Source organism: Larsenimonas suaedae (genome assembly GCF_023712105.1).
Lineage (GTDB): Bacteria > Pseudomonadota > Gammaproteobacteria > Pseudomonadales > Halomonadaceae > Larsenimonas > Larsenimonas suaedae.
This window is the reverse complement of record NZ_JAMLJI010000002.1, coordinates 624,982-643,196: the sequence shown is the minus strand read 5'-3', so window position 1 is coordinate 643,196 and position 18,215 is coordinate 624,982. Positions and strand designations below refer to the sequence as shown.

Annotated in this window: 16 protein-coding genes; 7 read left to right on the top strand and 9 right to left on the bottom strand. The window is 62.9% G+C overall.

The window, feature by feature from the left end; genetic code table 11:
• Positions 1-156 precede the first annotated feature (156 nt).
• From NAT49_RS08810 to NAT49_RS08795, 4 genes are all read right to left on the bottom strand, one after another.
• Positions 157-2,751, bottom strand: a complete 2,595-nt coding sequence (locus NAT49_RS08810; RefSeq protein ID WP_251593315.1) for a TRAP transporter permease — start codon at positions 2,749-2,751, stop codon at positions 157-159.
• A 102-nt stretch (positions 2,752-2,853) separates the two neighbouring features.
• Positions 2,854-3,837, bottom strand: coding sequence for a TAXI family TRAP transporter solute-binding subunit (locus NAT49_RS08805; RefSeq protein ID WP_374708778.1), 984 nt, complete (start codon positions 3,835-3,837; stop codon positions 2,854-2,856).
• 231 nt (positions 3,838-4,068) lie between these two features.
• A complete protein-coding gene (locus NAT49_RS08800) occupies positions 4,069-4,242 on the bottom strand; it encodes a hypothetical protein (RefSeq protein WP_251593313.1) in 174 nt (57 codons plus the stop codon).
• 206 nt (positions 4,243-4,448) lie between these two features.
• Entirely contained in the window at positions 4,449-4,628 is a 180-nt protein-coding gene (locus tag NAT49_RS08795) for a hypothetical protein (protein ID WP_251593312.1), read from the bottom strand.
• Between the two features lie 127 nt (positions 4,629-4,755).
• Here NAT49_RS08795 and NAT49_RS08790 point away from each other — a divergent pair, with 127 nt between their 5' ends.
• The gene (locus NAT49_RS08790) at positions 4,756-5,334 is read left to right on the top strand and encodes a DNA-3-methyladenine glycosylase I (protein WP_251593311.1); all 579 of its coding nucleotides are present in this window, start codon (positions 4,756-4,758) and stop codon (positions 5,332-5,334) included.
• A 55-nt stretch (positions 5,335-5,389) separates the two neighbouring features.
• Here NAT49_RS08790 and NAT49_RS08785 read toward each other — a convergent pair whose 3' ends face one another.
• Positions 5,390-6,004, bottom strand: coding sequence for a cyclodeaminase/cyclohydrolase family protein (locus tag NAT49_RS08785; protein ID WP_251593310.1), 615 nt, complete (start codon positions 6,002-6,004; stop codon positions 5,390-5,392).
• A 375-nt stretch (positions 6,005-6,379) separates the two neighbouring features.
• Here NAT49_RS08785 and NAT49_RS08780 point away from each other — a divergent pair, with 375 nt between their 5' ends.
• The 5 genes from NAT49_RS08780 (at position 6,380) to NAT49_RS08760 (ending at position 11,969) form a co-directional block, all read left to right on the top strand.
• A complete protein-coding gene (locus tag NAT49_RS08780) occupies positions 6,380-7,285 on the top strand; it encodes an alpha/beta hydrolase (protein WP_251593306.1) in 906 nt (301 codons plus the stop codon).
• Positions 7,286-7,482: 197 nt separating this feature from the next.
• Positions 7,483-8,505, top strand: coding sequence for an alpha/beta fold hydrolase (locus NAT49_RS08775; RefSeq protein ID WP_251593305.1), 1,023 nt, complete (start codon positions 7,483-7,485; stop codon positions 8,503-8,505).
• Positions 8,506-8,681: 176 nt separating this feature from the next.
• The gene (locus NAT49_RS08770) at positions 8,682-9,923 is read left to right on the top strand and encodes a pyridoxal-phosphate-dependent aminotransferase family protein (protein WP_251593304.1); all 1,242 of its coding nucleotides are present in this window, start codon (positions 8,682-8,684) and stop codon (positions 9,921-9,923) included.
• Complete coding sequence (locus tag NAT49_RS08765) at positions 9,916-11,133, top strand: allantoate amidohydrolase (protein WP_251593303.1); 1,218 nt, start codon at positions 9,916-9,918, stop codon at positions 11,131-11,133. Before NAT49_RS08770 ends, NAT49_RS08765 begins: the two co-directional genes overlap by 8 nt.
• Positions 11,130-11,969 carry a MurR/RpiR family transcriptional regulator gene (locus NAT49_RS08760; RefSeq protein ID WP_251593302.1) on the top strand — a complete coding sequence of 280 codons (840 nt, stop codon included), beginning with the start codon at positions 11,130-11,132 and terminating at the stop codon, positions 11,967-11,969. Before NAT49_RS08765 ends, NAT49_RS08760 begins: the two co-directional genes overlap by 4 nt.
• 79 nt (positions 11,970-12,048) lie before the next feature.
• Here the strand turns inward: NAT49_RS08760 and puuE are convergent, their stop codons facing one another.
• Genes puuE through NAT49_RS08745 form a run of 3 tightly spaced genes read right to left on the bottom strand, consistent with a single transcriptional unit; the run spans position 12,049 to position 14,461 of the window.
• Positions 12,049-12,990, bottom strand: coding sequence for an allantoinase PuuE (gene puuE / locus NAT49_RS08755; RefSeq protein WP_251593300.1), 942 nt, complete (start codon positions 12,988-12,990; stop codon positions 12,049-12,051).
• Entirely contained in the window at positions 12,987-13,742 is a 756-nt protein-coding gene (locus NAT49_RS08750; protein WP_251593294.1) for an aspartate/glutamate racemase family protein, read from the bottom strand. The genes puuE and NAT49_RS08750 overlap by 4 nt, the downstream gene beginning before the upstream one ends.
• Complete coding sequence (locus NAT49_RS08745; RefSeq protein ID WP_251593286.1) at positions 13,739-14,461, bottom strand: GntR family transcriptional regulator; 723 nt, start codon at positions 14,459-14,461, stop codon at positions 13,739-13,741. The genes NAT49_RS08750 and NAT49_RS08745 overlap by 4 nt, the downstream gene beginning before the upstream one ends.
• A 420-nt stretch (positions 14,462-14,881) precedes the next feature.
• On the opposite strand from NAT49_RS08745, the gene NAT49_RS08740 reads away from it, so the two are divergent.
• Positions 14,882-16,342 (top strand): NCS1 family nucleobase:cation symporter-1, encoded by a 1,461-nt coding sequence (locus tag NAT49_RS08740; protein ID WP_251593284.1) that lies wholly within the window; start codon positions 14,882-14,884, stop codon positions 16,340-16,342.
• 95 nt (positions 16,343-16,437) lie between these two features.
• Here the strand turns inward: NAT49_RS08740 and NAT49_RS08735 are convergent, their stop codons facing one another.
• The gene (locus NAT49_RS08735) at positions 16,438-17,880 is read right to left on the bottom strand and encodes a hypothetical protein (protein ID WP_251593282.1); all 1,443 of its coding nucleotides are present in this window, start codon (positions 17,878-17,880) and stop codon (positions 16,438-16,440) included.
• Between the last annotated feature and the right edge of the window lie 335 nt (positions 17,881-18,215).

The window sequence follows — 18,215 nt, the reverse complement described above, 5'->3', positions numbered from 1 at the left end:
GGTTGCTAACGTATTTCTAATTGGTGTTTAGCATGCTAATGATTAACGCAAACTATAAGACCAAAGTATAATCCGGGGCGCTGCCTGCATAAAAAAGCCGGGAGGCTGCGCGGTGAGCGCAGCCTCCCGGTCGTCACGGGGCCGAGCAAGCAGCAATCAGGCTGCCGCGGGCTCCGAGGTCTTGCGCCTCCGGCCACGCTGAAGCAGCACGATCAAGGCGAGCACGATCATCGCCGGTGCCCACAGCCACTCCTTGGCGAAGCGGTCAGCCGGCAGTCGAACGGCGGTGATGGTCTGATCCAGATCGAAGCCCAGTTCCTTGGCCTCGCTCCCCCAGGTGACCATGTCGACCATGGTCTTGCCGTCGGCCTCGCGCAGCATCAGGCCGAGGTTATCGAGCTTGTCCTGCGCGGTCTCCCCGTCCACCGGCGGTACCTCGACCACGAAGTGCGTGGCGTTGCCGTAGTCATCGAGCCCATCAATGGCGACACGCACACTTTCTCCGGCATCGGCGCGCTCAAGCGCCTGGCCAAGCTGAGCCGGTGGCAGGTCGTTCCAGGGCGAGACGATCATGTCCTGCCAGTAGCCCGGGCGGAACAGCGTGAACGCGACCAAAAGCAGCAGCACCGTTTCGTACCAGCGGCTCTTGGTCACGAACCAGCCTTGGGTGGCGGCGGCAAAGATCAGCATGGCAAGCGTTGCCACCACGAAGATCAAAATGCCGTGCCACAGATCGACATTGATCAGCAGCAGGTCGGTGTTGAAGATGAACAGAAACGGCAGCGCCGCTGTGCGAAGGCTGTACCAGAAGGCCTGGAACCCGGTCTTGATCGGGTCCGCCCCTGAAATGGCGGCGGCGGCAAATGAGGCCAGCCCCACTGGCGGTGTCACATCGGCCATGATGCCGAAATAGAACACGAACAGGTGAACCGCGATCAGCGGGACCAAAAGCCCCTGTTGCTGACCGAGCTGCACGATAACCGGGGCCAGCAGCGCCGACACCACGATGTAGTTGGCGGTGGTCGGAAGGCCCATGCCGAGAATCAGGCTCAGCACGGCGGTCAGCAGAAGCATCAGCATCAGGCTGCCCATCGAGAGCTGTTCGACCAGGTCGGCCAGTACCAGCCCGACGCCGGTTTGCGAGACCGCCCCGACGATAATGCCGGCGGTGGCGGTCGCGATGCCGATACCGACCATGTTGCGTGCGCCGTCGATCATGCCCATCCAGACATCATGTACGCCGGCCCTGGCGGCCTGGCCGAGCTGGCCACGCCCACGGAACACGGCATCGATGGGGCGCTGGGTCACCATGATCAGAATCATCATGACGGTTGCCCAGAACGCGGACAGCCCCGGCGACAGGCGCTCGACCATCAGACACCACACCAGCACCACCACCGGCAGCAGAAAGTGCAGGCCGACCATCACGGTGGGTTTGGTCTGTGGCAGTTCGCTGATGTCGCTGTCGGGGTGGTCGTGCTCAAGCTCTGGATAGTTCGAGCCAAGTTTTAAAAGCCCCACATAGACGAGCGCCAGGAGAATCGCGACGACCCAGGGCGTTGCGGAACCCAGCAGCGGCTTGAGCCAGCCAAGGCCGTAATAGACCGCGACCGAAAGCCCCATGATGCCGATGAGACCTGTCAGAAAACCGAGGATCTTCTGAACCCAGGGCTTGGGCGGATTGGCGCTTTTTAGCCCGCTCATGCCGGCTTTCATGGCTTCCAGATGGACGATATAGAGCAGGGCAATGTAGGAAATGACCGCCGGTAGAAACGCATGCTTGATAACGTCGACGTAGGGAATACCGACGTACTCGACCATCAAAAAGGCAGCCGCGCCCATGACCGGCGGCATGATCTGGCCGTTGACGGACGAGCCGACCTCGACCGCACCGGCCTTGACCGAACTGAAGCCGACCTTTTTCATCATCGGAATCGTGAAGGTGCCGGTGGTGACGGTGTTGGCGATCGAGGAGCCGGAAATCAGGCCGGTCAGCCCCGAGGCAACGACCGCCGCCTTCGCGGGGCCGCCGCGATAGTGGCCGAGCATCGAGAACGCGACCTTGATGAAGTAGTTGCCCGCGCCGGCCTTTTCGAGCAACGCGCCGAACAGCACGAACAGGAACACGAAGCTTGTTGAGACGCCGAGCGCGATGCCGAACACGCCCTGACTTGTAAGCCACTGGTGATTGATCAGTGCCTCGAAGCTGACGCCTCGGTGGGCCAGCATGCCCGGCATGTAGGGGCCTGCCAGTGAGTAGCCCAGAAACACCAGGGCAACGATCATCAGCGGTGGCCCGAGCGCGCGGCGCGTCCCCTCAAGCAGGAGCACAAGCCCCGCGATGCCCACCACGACGTCCTGAGTGATCGGGTTTCCGGGGCGCGTTGCCAGTTGATCGTAGAAAATATAGAGATACATCGCCGCGAACGCGGCCACCAGCGCCATGGCCCAGTCCGGCAGCGGAACGCGCTCCTTCGGCGAGCGCTTGAGCGCCGGATAGGACAGAAACGCGAGCACAAGCGCAAACGCGAGGTGGATCGAGCGGGCTTCGGTCGCGCCGAACACGCCGAAACCAAGCATGTACGGCAAGGGCGAGGCAATCCAGAGCTGAAAGGCCGACCAGCAGAAGGCGAGCAGCAAAATCAGTTTCATGGGCCAGCCGGTAAGCTGGCGACCGCCAGTGTCTGCGCTGGCGGCCATCTGACGTGCGCGTTCGGCGGCGTCGTCTGAATGGGTGTCTGGGTGTGTCATGGGCGCTTTCCTTACTAGAACCGCACGGCGTGTGCCGGGCAGCAACGCAACGCCCCCGGCGGGCCGGGGGCGTCATGAGCGTACTCGAGTGGCGTTACCTGATCAGTCTTCGGTTGACCAACCCTTTTCCTGATAGTAGCGCTTGGCGCCCTCATGCAGCGGTGCGGAAAGCCCTTCGCTGATCATGGTTTTTTCGTCGAGGTTGGCAAAGGCCGGGTGCAGTTTCTTGAAGCGATCGAAGTTTTCGAACACGGCCTTGGTCGCGGCGTAAACGGTATCGGCATCGACCTTGGACGAGCTTACAAGCGTTGCGCCCACACCGAAGACAGTCACGTCCTCCGGGTTACCCTTGTACATGCCGCCGGGCACGGTATAGAAGCTGTAGTAGGGATGCTCTTCAACCAGTTTCTTGATGGCTGAATCGTCCATCGGCACCAGCTTGACGTCGGTGGTGGTCGCTGCTTCCTGAATGGAGCCGTTCGGATGACCGGCAACGAACAGGAAGGCATCGATGTTGTTGTCGGCAAGAGCGGAGGCCTGTTCGGCGCTGTCGAGCTCGGAGGCGAGGGCGAAATCGCTTCGTTTCCAGCCCTTGGCTTCCATGATCATGTCCATGGTGGCGCGGTTACCCGACCCCGGGTTGCCGATGTTGACGCGTTTGCCTTTCAGGTCATCGAGGCTATCGATGCCGGAATCGGCGCGGGCGACCAGTGTCGCCGGCTCGCCATGCAGGGCGAATACGCTTCGTAGATCCTGATGGGCCTCACCCTTGAACTGGGCTTCGCCATTGTAGGCGTTGTATTGAACGTCGGACTGGGCCACGCCCATGTCCAGGTCGCCGTTTTCGATGCCGTTGACGTTGGCGACGGAAGCGCCGGTAGACGGCGCGTTACATTTGTAACCGCTGTCGCCCTGGTTGACGAAACGACAGATCGACTGTCCGACCACGTAGTACACGCCGGTCTGGCCACCGGTACCGATGGTCATGAACTTGTCGGCGGCCTGGGCCGGTGCGGAAGTGAGCGCGAGCGTACCGAGCGCGAAGGTGGCCGCGGAGAACAGCGCCTTCATGGAGTGACGTTTCAACATGAGGATCCCTCAGGTAAGTAGCCCCGAACTGCATGTGCATCCGAACAGGTGGGTCGAACGCGGGGGCCGATTTGTGTTGGTGTTGTGTGAACCAACCTAATCTTATGCGCGCGTCATTGCAAAACGACCAATGCGTAACTTTAAGTCTTGATTAAGTAATTGGCTAAGTGATTCGCATGGCTAAAAAAAAGCCCGCGCCAGGCGAGCTTTTGAGGCGTACGCCAGGGGTCAGCACATGTTGCTGTCGCTTTTGATATCGTCACCGCCGAACAGCTCGCTGAACCAGGAACCGCCGCCGCTGCCCCCGCTGAACCAGCCTTCCCACCATTGATCGCCGCCGGCGTAGGCCGCGCTGCTTGTGGTCATGATGACTGCAAAACCCAGTGCGGTGATGATTTTCATGCGTTTCCGAGACAGCAAGCCTCGTCGTGGCATGTGACTGCAAGCGCATCGGTGCGTGTCGAAACAAGGAGCGCGGGGTTGTATACACGGAGCGCGGAAGCGACGTAGAAAATAGAGAGACGGGGAAAACGGAAGAGAGGCAGGCCAGACAGGCATAAAAAACGCCCGCGCAGGGCGGGCGTCAAAGGCAATTTACATCAAGGCGTTCAGCAGGAGTCACCACCATGACCCCACCCACCATGAACACCACGATCATGAGGGTGCTTATCGAATCCGAATCCCCAGCCTTGGCCGTGATCGTTGCCCCAGCCGCCGCCTGCATAGGCAGCGCCGCCAGCCACGACCGCTACAGTAACCACCAGGGTAGAAATAAGTTTGATAAACATTGCTGTACGCTCTCTGTAATTAAATGCCGCGTTAGGTAATCGACCGTTACATCATGCCGTGCCACGCGGCATGCCGCTGTGCCGAGCAGCGCATTTTTACATTTGCCCGCGATCCAAGGAGCCCATCATGACGACTGACCCCTGCCCGCGCTGCCGTTGGCCCGGCACCGACCCGAAGATGATCGACTACCACGACACCGAGTGGGGCGTGCCGGTGTTCGACAGTCGGGCGCTGTGGGAAAAGCTGATGCTTGACGGCTTTCAGGCGGGCCTTTCCTGGCGGACCATTCTCCACAAGCGCGCCGCGTTTCAGGCGGCGTTCGAGGGGTTCGAGCCAAGGCGCGTGGCGGCGTTTACGGATGAAGATGTCGAGCGCCTGCTCAAGGATTCAGGCATCGTCCGTTCACGGGTCAAGATCGAGGCGGTCATCCATAACGCCCGGGCGTATCTTGCGATGGAAGACAACGGCGAGCCGTTCGGCCCGTTTGTATGGCAGTTCGTTCAGGGTCAGCCGGTGCAGGCCGGGCAGACCCCGATCCCTGCCGAGACCGAAACCTCACGCCGGCTCTCAAAAGCGCTCAAGGCGCGCGGTTTCAAGTTCGCAGGCCCTGTTATCGTCTACGCCTGGATGCAGGCGGTGGGCATGATCAACGATCACGTTCACGACTGCTTTCGCCACTCTGAGGTCGCGGCGCTTTCCAAGTGACCTGCGAACCGTGCCTGGGCCATGGGCTGAGCAGGCTTAGCCCGAGGTATCTGGCTTAGTCCGACGCATCTGCCGTGATGGTTGCAAGCAGTGCGTCGGCGCGATGGGCCAAGCCATTGCGGGCGTACAGCGCCCGGTCACGTTTGGTATCGCTTCCGAGCTGTCCGGCATTGGCGCTCACGTTGAGCAGCACGCTGTGCAGCGCAGCGTGAATCAGCCGGGCACCGGCCACGGCGTCACTTAGAAACTGCGCCTCGATGTGATCGCTGGCCTGATGCGCCAGCGCCAGTGCCGCGTCACACAGTCGCGCGGTTTTCAATGGCACCTCGACGGCGTTTTCGGCCGCCTCGTGGAGGGCGTCCCGGCGCCCGTCATCGTTTTCGTCACGTCCCACGGCGGCCATGAAGGCTTCAAAGGCGGCAATGTCCTCATCGGCCAATGGCGCGAGACGCGTCTTGAGCGACTCTCCCTCCTCGATCAGCGCCTGGCGCGGCGCACTGGTGCCGTGCTGCTGGCTTAGATTAAGCCCCTTGAGCACCAGCGCCAGGCCCAGATCGGCGCTGACCACTGCCGTGGCGCCGCAGCCCGGCATCGGCTCCCGGGCCACGGTATCGCGAAAATCGCTCAGTCGATGCTGCCAGAGATCGCCGCCCTGTTCTGTCATGGTCATGCCACTCCCGAGGATGGTGTGTTCTGCCCGGCCGGGCAGGCGCTTCAAGCATAGTGGTCATTGCGACGACTCGTGTGTTATTCACCGGCGCGCTGGCGGTGCATCACCAGTGCCTTCATTCGCCGGGGGAGGTCATGGCTGATCAGAGTGCCATGACCTCCTGCCTCGATGCTCTTCTCATCACATCGAGGGAGCGACGCTTTTCTGAATCGTGTTGATTGATCGTCGGGGGAGAGCGCGTAGGGCGCTTCTACGGCTATCCTGAATGCTTACGAGACTTATCACATTCATGATGTGAGAGCGCAGGCTGATGGGATGCGTCTACTGGCTGTATGTTTTCTGATCAGCGCTATCGTTGCTCGAGTACCTTGGCCGATGACTCTAATGGCGGATGACACCGGATTGAACTTCGAGGCGCTGTCGCGCGATCGGGTCAGTGCGTCCGAACTGCCTGACCTTGAGCATTACAAGGCGCGCGACGGTCGTTCCCTGGGGTATCGGTACTACCCGAGTGCCTCGCGGACCGTGCTGGTTCTTGTTCATGGGTCTGGCACCGAAAGCCGGTATCTGGCGCCGTTTGCCCGGTCTATCGCCTCCTCTGGCAGGGCGGCCGTTTACACGCCGGACCTTCGAGGGCATGGCCCGGCGCCTTATCGTCGCGGCGATGTCGACTACATCGAACAGCCGGGCGATGATCTCCTGGATCTGATTGCCCATATTCGAGCACGCGAAGAGCGCATCGAGCGTGTGGTACTGGGTGGCCATTCATCCGGCGCCGGGCTGGTGGTGCGCCTTGCTGAACGGCAGGACACGACGCCAGTCGACGGGTATCTCTTGCTTGCCCCCTATCTGGGCCACGACGCCCCGACCACACGTAAACACTCGGGAGGCTGGGCCAGGCCGAACCTTTTCAAGATACTGCCTCTGGTAGTGCTCAACCGGTTCGGTATCACGGCCTTTAACAGTGCCCGAGTGCTCGAGTTCACCATGCCGGCGGCCTACCGTGACGGCTCGGAGACACTGTCCTATTCCTTTCGCATGATGGCCGGACTCAACCCCACCGATTTCAAGGCGGGCCTCAAGGCGATGACGGTGCCCCTGTTGCTTCTTGTGGGCTCAAACGATGAGGCACTGTTTGCCGACCGGTTCGAGGGCGTCATCAGGCCGCTGTCGCCGAACATGACCCTGGGCATCGTTGAAGGTGCCTCTCATCTGGGGATCGTTTCGGACGTGGACGCCGCGCGCGCCACACGCCAATGGCTTTTGAGACTTGCGCCTTGAGCCGGTGCGCACGACACGTTCTTTCCGACCGACCGACCGACCGACCGACCGACCGACCGACCGACCGACCGACCGACCGACCGACCGACCGCACGCCAGGTCCCGCGCCGCTGTAAGCTCGGCTTCAGCCCCGCCGTGGCTCGGGGGATGCCGCTGAACCACACTGAACGCTTCGTTCAACGCCTTGGAGGTTCGTCGTGTTCGCTTCCCGCTCTCCCCTTAAATGGGCTGGCCCTCTGGCCCTGACCGCGCTGTTCTCGCCGATGACGCTTGCCGCCGATGAGTCGATTCCCGCTCGAAGCGGTGATCTATCCGAGTACGCCTACCCCTATCCGGCCAAGACGTTCGACTTTGAAAGCCAGCGCACGCCGGTCGAGATGGCCTATATGGACGTAAGCCCCGAATCGCCCTCCGGCAAGGTGGCGCTGCTGCTGCACGGCAAGAACTTCTGCGCAAGCTACTGGGCGCCCGTGATCGAGCACCTGACCGATCAAGGCTACCGTGTGATCGCCCCGGACCAGATCGGGTTTTGCAAGTCGAGCAAGCCCGAGGGCTATCAGTACAGCCTGGCGCAACTCGCCCACAACACCCATGCGCTGCTTGAAACGCTCGACGTCGATGATGTGACGCTGGTTGGCCACTCCATGGGCGGCATGCTCTCGATGCGCTACGCCCTGATGTACCCGGATACCCTCGAGCGCATGATCCTGATCAACCCGATCGGGCTGGAAGACTGGACGGCCAAGGGCGTGCCCTATCAGCCGCTCGATACGTGGTACGACTTCACCCAAAAGACCGACTTCGAGCGCATCAAGGCCTACCAGAAGAAAAACTACTTTGGCGGGCAGTGGAACGACGCGTTCGCGACCCAGGCGCGGTTGCAGGCCGGCATGTACAAGGGGCCGGATCGCGATTCGGTGGCCTGGGCCTCGGCAAAAACCTACGACATGCTGATGACCCAGCCGGTGGTGGATGAGCTGCCACGCATCGAGGTGCCGACCACGCTGATCATCGGTCAGGCCGATACCACCGCCGTCGGCAAGAACTTCGCCCCGGAGGCGGTTAAAAAGACGCTCGGTGACTATCCCACCCTCGGCCGGCAGGCCGCCGAGGCCATCCCTGATGCGACGCTGATTCCGCTCGAGGGGCTTGGCCATCTCCCGCAGACTCAGGCCCCCGAGACCTTCTACCCGGCCTTTGATCGGGCGTTGACCGAGTAACGCGTCGCGCGCCCCAGGTGACGCGCGCTTTATCAGCCACGCCCCTTGAGTCGGCGTGGCTGATGCACGATGGCACCCCGGCAACGGGCCTTGAAAAATCGATCGATCATGACTCGCAATGAAACTATAGTTTCTTGTAGGATGTTAATGAAACAATCGTAACGAGGTCGTTCGTCATGTCCCATGAGTCCTTCAATCCCCCTACACGTCTTCTGATGGGCCCTGGCCCGATCAACGCCGACCCACGCGTGCTGCGCGCGATGTCCGCGCAGCTGATCGGACAGTACGACCCCGCGATGACCGCCTGCATGAACGAGACCCAGGCGCTCTACCGTGAGGTCTTTCGCACGCAAAACGACGCCACGCTCCTGATCGACGGCACCTCGCGCGCCGGCATCGAGGCCGTGCTGGTCTCACTGATCGAGCCGGGCGACCGGGTGCTGGTGCCGGTGTTCGGCCGCTTCGGTCATCTTCTTCGCGAAATTGCCGAGCGCGCCGGGGCCGAGGTGCACATCATCGAGGTCGAATGGGGCGAAGTCTTCACGCCGGAGCAGGTCGAGACCGCGCTTCGTGACGTGCGCCCGAAAGTGCTGGCGATGGTGCAGGGCGATACCTCCACCACCATGTGTCAGCCGCTCGAGGCCATCGGCCAGATCTGCCGCGACCATGACGTGCTGTTCTACACCGACGCCACCGCATCATTGGCCGGCAATACCCTGGACACCGACGCCTGGCAGCTCGACGCCGTCACTGCCGGCCTTCAAAAGTGCCTGGCAGGCCCCTCCGGCAGCGCCCCGACCACGCTTTCGCCGCGGGCGGTAGAGTGCATTCGGGCGCGTGCACACGTTGAAGCCGGTCTGGTCGGCAATGGCTATGACGGCGGCCGGGGCGAGCGTATTCGCTCCAACTATTTCGATCTCGGCATGATCCTCGATTACTGGGGCGAGGCGCGGCTCAACCACCACACCGAAGCCACCAGCATGCTCTACGGTGCTCGCGAATGCGCCCGGCTTCTGGTCAATGAAGGCATGGAGCAGGCCGTGGCCCGGCACGCACTCCACGGCGGCGCACTGACCGAAGGCCTCAAGGCCATGGGGCTTGCGCTCTTTGGCGATCAGGCGCACCGAATGAACAATGTGGTCGGCATCTACATCCCTGACGGCGTGGAAGGGGAAGTGCTCCGGCGCACCCTGCTTGAGGACTACGCCATCGAGATCGGCACCTCCTTTGGCCCGCTGCACGGGAAAATCTGGCGCATCGGCACCATGGGCTACAACGCCCGCCGCGATACCGTCATGACCACGCTCGCCGCCCTCGAACAGGTGCTGCGTCAGGCCGGGGTCAACATGACCGCCGGCAGCGGTGCCGGCGCGGCGCGTGAGTTCTACCAGCAGAACCCGGAGCGTACCCATGCATAACGGTGAGGCCATTGTTGCGGCCTGCCATGAGCTTGCCGCCATTTCATCAGACACCGGGCAGCTCACGCGCTGTTATCTGACGCCTGAGCACGCCCGCGCCAATGCGCTTTTGGCCGAGTGGATGGTTGAGGCCGGGATGACGACCTGGCAGGACGCCGCCGGCAACCAGTGGGGGCGATTTGAAGGGCGCGATCCGGCGCTGCCGGCGCTGGTGCTCGGCTCGCACTCCGACAGCGTCATCAACGCAGGGCACTTCGACGGCCCGCTTGGCGTGCTGCTCGCCATCGCCGTGGTCGCACGTTTGAACGCCTCCTGCGAGCGGCCGGCGCGGTCGGTCGAGGTCGTGGCGTTCGCCGATGAAGAAGGCACCCGCTTTGGCACGGCGCTTCTTGGCAGCCGCGCGGTTGCCGGCACCTGGGACCCGGCCTGGTGGGACATCATCGGCCGCGACGGGCTCACGCTTCGCCAGGCGTTTTTCGACTTCGGGCTTGACCCCGCGCGCATCGGTGAGGCCGCCCGGACGCCCGAGAGCATTGCCGGCTATCTGGAAGCCCACATCGAGCAGGGGCCGGTGCTTGAAGCCGAGCGTCGCTCGCTTGGGGTGGTCACCGCGATTGCCGGCGCCCGACGGTTTCAGATCTCCATCGGCGGTGAGGCCGGCCACGCCGGCACCACGCCGCTGGAGCTTCGCCGTGACGCACTTGCCGGTGCGGCCGAGGCGATCGTTGCCATCGAAACACTTGCCCGCGCTGCTGGCATCGTGGCCACGGTCGGCTCGCTCGAGACCTACCCCGGCGCGGTCAACGTCATCCCGGGTGAGGTACGCATGAGCCTCGATATTCGCGCCGAGCGCGATGAGGACCGTGACCGCACGCTCGAGGCGATTCAGGAAAGCTGTGGCCGCATCGGTGAATCCCGCGGTCTCGCCTGGCGCTGGCATGAAACCCACGCGGCGCCGGCGGTGGCCTGTGCTCCGCGCCTGATCGAGTCGCTGTCGGAGGCCATCGGCACCGACGACGGCCCCGTGCGTCATCTGACCAGCGGTGCCGGCCATGATGGTATGGCGATGGCCCACGTGTGCGACATCGGCATGCTGTTCGTGCGCTGTTACAAGGGCATCAGCCACCACCCGGACGAATCCGTTCAGGCCCGCGATGTGAGCGATGCACTCGAGGCGATGACGTCCGCGGTCACGAGGCTTGCCGGATGACCCAGCACCTCGGCGAGCGGCTTCGGCTTCAGTTCGAGCAGTTGACGCCCAACGAGCAGAAGGTGGCGGGGTTTATCCTCGATCACTTCGAGGACATCGCGGTCTACAGCGCGTCCGAACTTGCGAGCCTTTCCGGCGTGTCCAAGGCAACCGTCAGCCGGCTGTTTCGAAGGCTCGGGTTCGAAAGCTTCAGCGAAGTACGCGAGCACATGCGCACGCTTCGCTACAACGGCGTGCCGCTGGTGACCGATTCCGGAGCGCTTGGCAGTGGGCTGGAGCGGTTTCAGCGCCACTTCGAGCGCGAGCGTGACAACCTCCATCAGATGCTGGCCGCCATTGACGCCGAGACCTTCGATGCGGTGATTGCCGCGCTCGACCGCGCCCCCGAGGTGCTGGTGATCGGCTACCGCAACGGCTACCCGGCGGCGCTTCATCTGCGTCAGCAGTTGATGCAGGTGCGCCCCGGCGTGCGGCTGGCCCCGCAGCCCGGGCAGTCGCTCGGTGAGGAGCTGATCGATGTGCGTCCGGGCACGGTCGCCATCGTGATGGGCTTTCGCCGGCGCGCGCACGGCTTTCAGGCGCTGCTCAAGGAACTCGGTGCGGCGGAGGTCGAAACGCTTCTGATCGGTGACCCGAGCCTTGCGGTGTCCCACGTATCCTCCACCTGGCGGCTCGAGTGCCCGCTGGACAGCGTCTCCGCGTTCGACAGCTACACCCCGGTGATGAGTCTGATCAATCTGTTGGCCAACGCACTTTTGCACGCGCGTCTGAAGGACGGCCGCGCCCGGATCGAGACGATCAGTGGTGCCTATGATCGGCTGAACGAACTGGACTGACCAGGCGGAAACAACGCGCATTAAAAAGGCGGCCAGGAGGCCGCCTTTTTTGGGTCTGTCGGTTGTACGCCTGACGCCGTCAGCGTTTGGCGGGCGCGTGATGCTCGTGCCAGTGGCGGGCGATGTCCACGCGGCGGGTGACCCAGACCCGGTCATGGGCCTCGATGTGATCGAGAAAGCGCTGGAGCGCCCGGAAGCGCCCGGGCCGGCCGATCAGACGGCAGTGCAGGCCAATTGAAAGCATCTTCGGTGCCTCGGCGCCTTCCTCATAGAGCACATCGAAGGCGTCCTTCAGGTAATTGAAGAACGGGTCGCCGTAGTTGAAGCCGCCGGGCGAGGCGAAGCGCATGTCGTTGGTGTCGAGCGTATAGGGCACGATCAGGTGGTCACGGGTTTCGCCGTCGGCGTTGTCGACCTGCGTCCAGAACGGCAGGTCGTCACCGTAGTAGTCGGAGTCGTAGAGGAAGTGCTCGTGCTCACCCACCAGCGCCCGGGTATTGGGGCTGTCGCGGCCGGTGTACCAGCCCAGCGGCAGCTCGCCGGTGAGTTCCCGGTGCAGATCGAGCGCCTGCGCCATCATGGTGCGCTCGCGCTCGACGCTCATGTCCTGATAGTGAATCCAGCGCAGGGCATGGCAGGCGATCTCGTGGCCGGCGTCCTGAAACGCGCTGACGACTTCGGGGTAGCGCGCCATCGCCATGCCCACGCCGAACACCGTCAGCGGCAGGTTGCGGCGCTCGAACTCACGAAGAATGCGCCAGACGCCGGCTCGCGAGCCATATTCGTAGAGCGATTCCAGGCTCATGTGGCGGTCGGGGTAGGGCGCCGCGCCGATGATGTCGGAGAGAAACGTCTCGCTGTGGGCATCGCCGTGCAGCACGTTGTTCTCGCCGCCTTCCTCGTAGTTGAGTACGAACTGCACCGCGACCCGGGCGCCGCCCGGCCATTTCGGGTCCGGCGGGGTGGCGCCGTAGCCGCGCAGGTCACGGGGGTAATTCTCGAGGTGAAGATCGTGGCTCATGAGTGGCTCCAGCTCAGGTGTTCGAAGGCGCCGCGAATGGGCTTGGCGATGGGCGTGGCGCGGTCGTTGTGCTTGGACACCGGGTAGCCGGTGGCGCTGACGGCTTCCAGCAGGGCAACCCCTGCGGTCACGCCATCGATGACCGGTACGCCGAGCGCCTCACCCAGCCGTTCGGCCAGCTCGCTCATGCCGGCGCAGCCGAGCAGGATGGCGTCGCTGTCATCGGCTTGAAGCGCGTCGCGGCAGGCGGCCAGAAGCGTTTCATAAACGCTGTCGTCGTCGGACTCGAACGCCGCCACCGGCAGCTCGCAGGCGTGCAGGCCAGCGCACTGCTCGCGCTTGCCGTACTCGTGCAAGAGCCGCTCGGCGATCGGCAGGGTGCGGGCAAGCGTGGTCACGATCGAGAAGCGCCGCGCGACCATGGTCGCCATCTGCATGCCGGCCTCGGCAACGCCCATCACGGGCACGGAGGCCACCTCACGGGCCGCCGCCAGGCCCGGGTCGCCGAAGCAGGCAATCAGATAGCCGTCGACGCGGGTGTCGCCTTTCTCGGTTTCGATCATGTGCTCCAAAAGCCCCGGCACGGCGATGGCCTCATCAAAGTGGCCTTCAAGCCCGGCCGGGCCGTGACGCGAGGTCAGCATAAGAATCTCACCGCGGGCGACGCGCTGGGCGCTAACGGCGATGCCCTCGCTCATGGCGGTGCTGGTGTTGGGGTTGATGACGCAGATGGTCGGAGTGGTCGAGGTCATGAGGCGCTTTGCTCTCTGTGGTGGCCAAAAAGGTGTTCGAAATCGGGTAGGGCATCGCCGCTGGCGGTGAAATCGAGGCTTGCCTCGATCCGGGTCAGGTGCGCGCTCATCCAGCGCTGTACCGGGGCAAGCGCGCCGGCGCGAAGCAGTTCGATCAGCTCGATGTGCTCGCAGGGGCAGCCGGCCCGGGCGCGGCCGTAGACCGCGATAATCAGGGACGTTCTGGAAATCAGCTGTGACAGCGCCTCTGACAGTGACGGGCTGTCGGCGATCGCGACCAGCCGGCTGTGAAACTCGGCAGACAGTCGAATGGCGTGCTCGCGCTCGGCGCGGGTCTCGCGCTCGTGGATCGCCTCGAGCGCCTTGAGATCCGCCGGGGTAATCCGAGGAAGCACCTCGGCCAGCAGCGCGCCCTCCATGAGCCGGCGCGCCCGGAACACGTCACGCGCCTCACTGGGCGTGGGGCTTGTAATCTGGGCACCCCGGTTCTGGCGCAGCGTCACCAGCTGCTCGAGCGCCAGCCGCTGCAGTACGCGGCGCACCGTGGTGCGGCTCACGCCGAAGGCATGTGACAGGGCATCTTCCGGCAGGCGGGCGCCGGGTGAGAGCCGATGCTCGACAATGGCCTCCCACAATGCCTGATAGATCGCCTCATCACTGCGAGCGCCTCGGTCACTGACCTGGCCGGCGAGCAAATGAAACTGACGGGTATCGTTCATGGAAATCCTGAGGTCGCGGTCTCGATGATTGTATACAAGCATTTTCCATGCCAGCGCGCCAACACCCCTTGGTGCAAGGCGACCATCGGCCAATAGCGCCGTGGGCAGTGGCTGATTAATGCTGTCGCTGTATACGAAATAGCGCTTTTATGGTGCACAACGTCCGGCTCGAGCACGGTTATGGTGCATGCCGCATACCCGGTGGGGCCATGGCCTTTCTCCATGCCCGGCGCCTGGCCGAAGTGATGCATCATCATGGCACCCCCTGCCATGCGGGGTTTAGCGCCCGGGAGGCTCTTTTTTTACGCCAGTGCGCCAAATTGGCACGAAGATTGTATACGAACTAGGACAGAGACCAATGGCCATCCGGCCAACGCAGGGCTGCCGGTGGCAGCGTAACGAGCCTTCATGGAGCCGCGCATGAACACGAACAAGACTGAAGGGCAAATGCCTGCCGCGCCTGACCCGCATCTTCACAACGAGGATCTGGCGCCCGCCAAGCAGGATTGGAACGCCTATAACATTTTTGCCTTCTGGATGGCCGACATTCACAGCGTCGGCGGCTATGTGCTGGCGGCGAGCCTGTTCGGCCTCGGTCTGATGGGTTGGCAGGTATTGATTTCACTGTTGGTCGGCATTCTGGTCGTGCAGGTCTTTGCCAATGCCGTGGCCCGGCCCAGCCAGCGCACCGGCGTGCCGTTTCCGGTCATCTGCCGAATGGCCTTCGGGACGAAAGGCGCCAACGTGCCGGCGGTCATTCGCGGCTTGATCGCGGTGGTGTGGTACGGCATTCAGACCTGGCTTGCCTCCAACGCGCTTTTGCTGGTGCTGCTGCGCTGGTTTCCGGGGCTTGAATCCTGGGCGGGCACGAGCTTTCTGGGGCTGTCGGCGCTGGGCTGGTTCTGCTTCGCGCTGATGTGGGTGCTGCAGGCGCTGGTGTTCTGGCGTGGCATGGACACCATCCGCCGCTTCAACGACTGGGCAGGCCCCCTGGTGTACGCGGTCATGTTCGCGCTTGCCGGCTGGATCGTCTGGCGCGCCGGGCCTGAAAACATCAGCCTGTCGCTCTCCAATGAGACCCTTAGCGGTGGCGAGGCGCTGTGGCAGATGGTGGTGGCCGCGGTTCTGGTCGCGGGCTATTTTGCAGGCCCGACGCTCAACTTCGGTGACTTCTCGCGCTACTGCGCCACTGAAAAGTCTGTTCGTCGCGGCAACTTCTGGGGCCTTCCGGTCAACTTCCTGATGTTTTCGATCATCACGGTGGTCGTGGTCTCCGGTACGCCGCAGGTGTTCGGTGAAATGCTGACCGACCCGATTGAAACCGTGGCCCGCATCGACAGCGCCACCGCCGCCGTACTGGGTGTGTTCGCCTTTGTCGCCGCCACCATCGGCATCAATATCGTGGCCAACTTCGTCGCGCCGGCGTTCGATTTCTCCCACGTCGCGCCCGAGAAGATCAGCTGGCGCATGGGCGGCATGATCGCCGCAGTTGGCTCGATCTTTCTGACGCCCTGGAACCTGTTCAACAACCCAGAGCTGATCCACTACACCGTGGGTGTGCTGGCGGCGCTGATCGGCCCGCTCTACGGCATCATCCTGGTCGATTTCTATAAGGTGCGCCGTCAGAAGATCGACCTCAACGCACTGTTTTCTTCCGAAGCCGGCAGCGCCTACCACTATCAGGGTGGGGTCAACCCGGTCGCGCTGCGCTCGCTTTTGATGGGTGGGCTGGTGAGCATTCCGGTCAGCCTGGCCCCGCTTGGCGACATCAGTAGCTTCGCGGTGTTCCTTGGCGGAGGCATCGCTGCACTGGCCCATGGCTGGCAGTCCGGGCTCTGGCGCCGGGGCACCGCCCGCAAGCCGGTCACGTCGCGCCCCTGAGACCGCGTGTTCTGATAAAAAAGCCCCGGAGGATGTATCCTCCGGGGCTTTTTGCGCTTTGGGGTCATTTTGCGTCGGGCGCTATCGACAAGGGCTCAGTCGTTGTCTCTGCGCTGGTTCGCATCAGGGCGAAGCCCCTTGTTCGTGTCATGGTCAGCCCGCTCACGCTGGGCCTGATTCTGCTCGTTTTCGTCGGTTTCGTTGTCGTGTTTATCGTCGGACTTGGGCTCGTGTTTGGACGTGTCTTCACGCTCCTTGTCCTCCCGGTCCGCCTGATCACGTTCCGCCTGGCCGTCGTCGTCCTCGGGGTCGTCCGGGTCTTCGTAATTATCGTTGTCGCTTTGATTATCGTCGTTGTTGTTCTCGCGCTGCTCTTGAAGGCGCTTCTGACGCAGCTGCTGGCGATAGCCGTAGGTTGCACTTCGAACCGTTTCATCGCTTTCAAGGCCGGAACCCAGTGCGCCACCGACGGTTGCAAGCGACGTGGCCAGCCAGCCGAGCGCACCGAATTCAAGCGTGCCGATGGCGTGACCGAGTGTCTGGCCCATGACCGCCGACGGCACGAACAGGTACGCCGTGATGCAAAACAGCAGCATCAAGAACAGGTAATAGAACAGCACCCCGACCCCCAGCGTACTGAAGGTCGCGATGTTGTAGAGCTTGGCGTTGGAAAACGCATCGCGGTGACGCACCGGCTCCCACAGGCCGTGATCGACGACGATCCAGACCACCATCGCAATCATCGACAGCAGCATCAGCGTTAGAAAGCGCCAGGGTTCGTAGCTGTCGGCCAGACGCCACATCGAGGGAAAGATCATTCCGTAGGCGCCGGTTGCGAACGCGGCCGCGCCCACGCGACGAAAGGCCGGGAAAATCGACCAGGGGCGGTTGGCCCGCACCATCCCACCGATCAGCTTGAAGTAGCCCGTGAACCGAAACCGGGCCACGAAACGCACATCGAGGTCGGTGTCGTCTTCAGAGAGGTCGCGCCGGGCAAAGGGCGCGATCCACTCAGACAGCCGTCGCCTTACCAGCTGCTGCGCGGCGCTACGCTGCCAGCGCCGTGTCTTGCCGTGGTAATCGCAAAAGGCATTCCGGCCTTCTTTCGTGCTTCCGAAATGAAGCTCGCTCACCAGCTGGGTGATCGCCTCTTCCACCCGTTTTTCCATCGGCGAGGCCCCAAGCGCCGGCTGGGACAGAATCCCGATGCCGCGTGAGTGGCTGGCGCTGGCGGCCAGTGGTTTGCCGTCATGGAAAAGCGGCAGGTCGGTGATGCACACCACGTAGGTCCAGCCGTGTTCCTGCTTGAAGCGCTCGGCCTCGTCCATGATGTCATTGGCGTCTTCGTCGGTGCCGACCATCGGGTCGGTGAGGGTCTCGATGTGCCAGCCCTTGTCGCTTGCGACCTGGTTCGAAAGCCGCTCGGCCAGTCGATCTCGAATCTTTTCGACGATGCGGGCCGGAAGCTCCGGAGCGGGCAGGAGCCCAAGGGTCCAACCGCTGGCTTGTTTCTGGCTGGATGTGTTGTCGGGTGTCATATGGTGTTCGGTCTTCCCTGATACAGCGCGGAGTATCATGATGCGCTTTGTGATTAAGCGTAGCCTGCCCTGCGCCTTGAAAACGCGTATCGATAAAAACGCCGCGCGGTGGCGCGGCGTTGCGGGGTGAGTATAAGAAGGCGTCGGGCGGGGTGCCTTGAGTGGGGTCATTGTAGGCAGGCACCGGAACACGCGATATAACGTGAGTGAATGCTTTATTTTCGATCAGCGTTTTTTATCGTCATGGCGCAATGGCGGCGTCATCGAGCGAACGTCAGTGATAGAACCACACTATGCCGCCGTTTCCCTGACCTCACTGGCCCGCAGCGCTATAC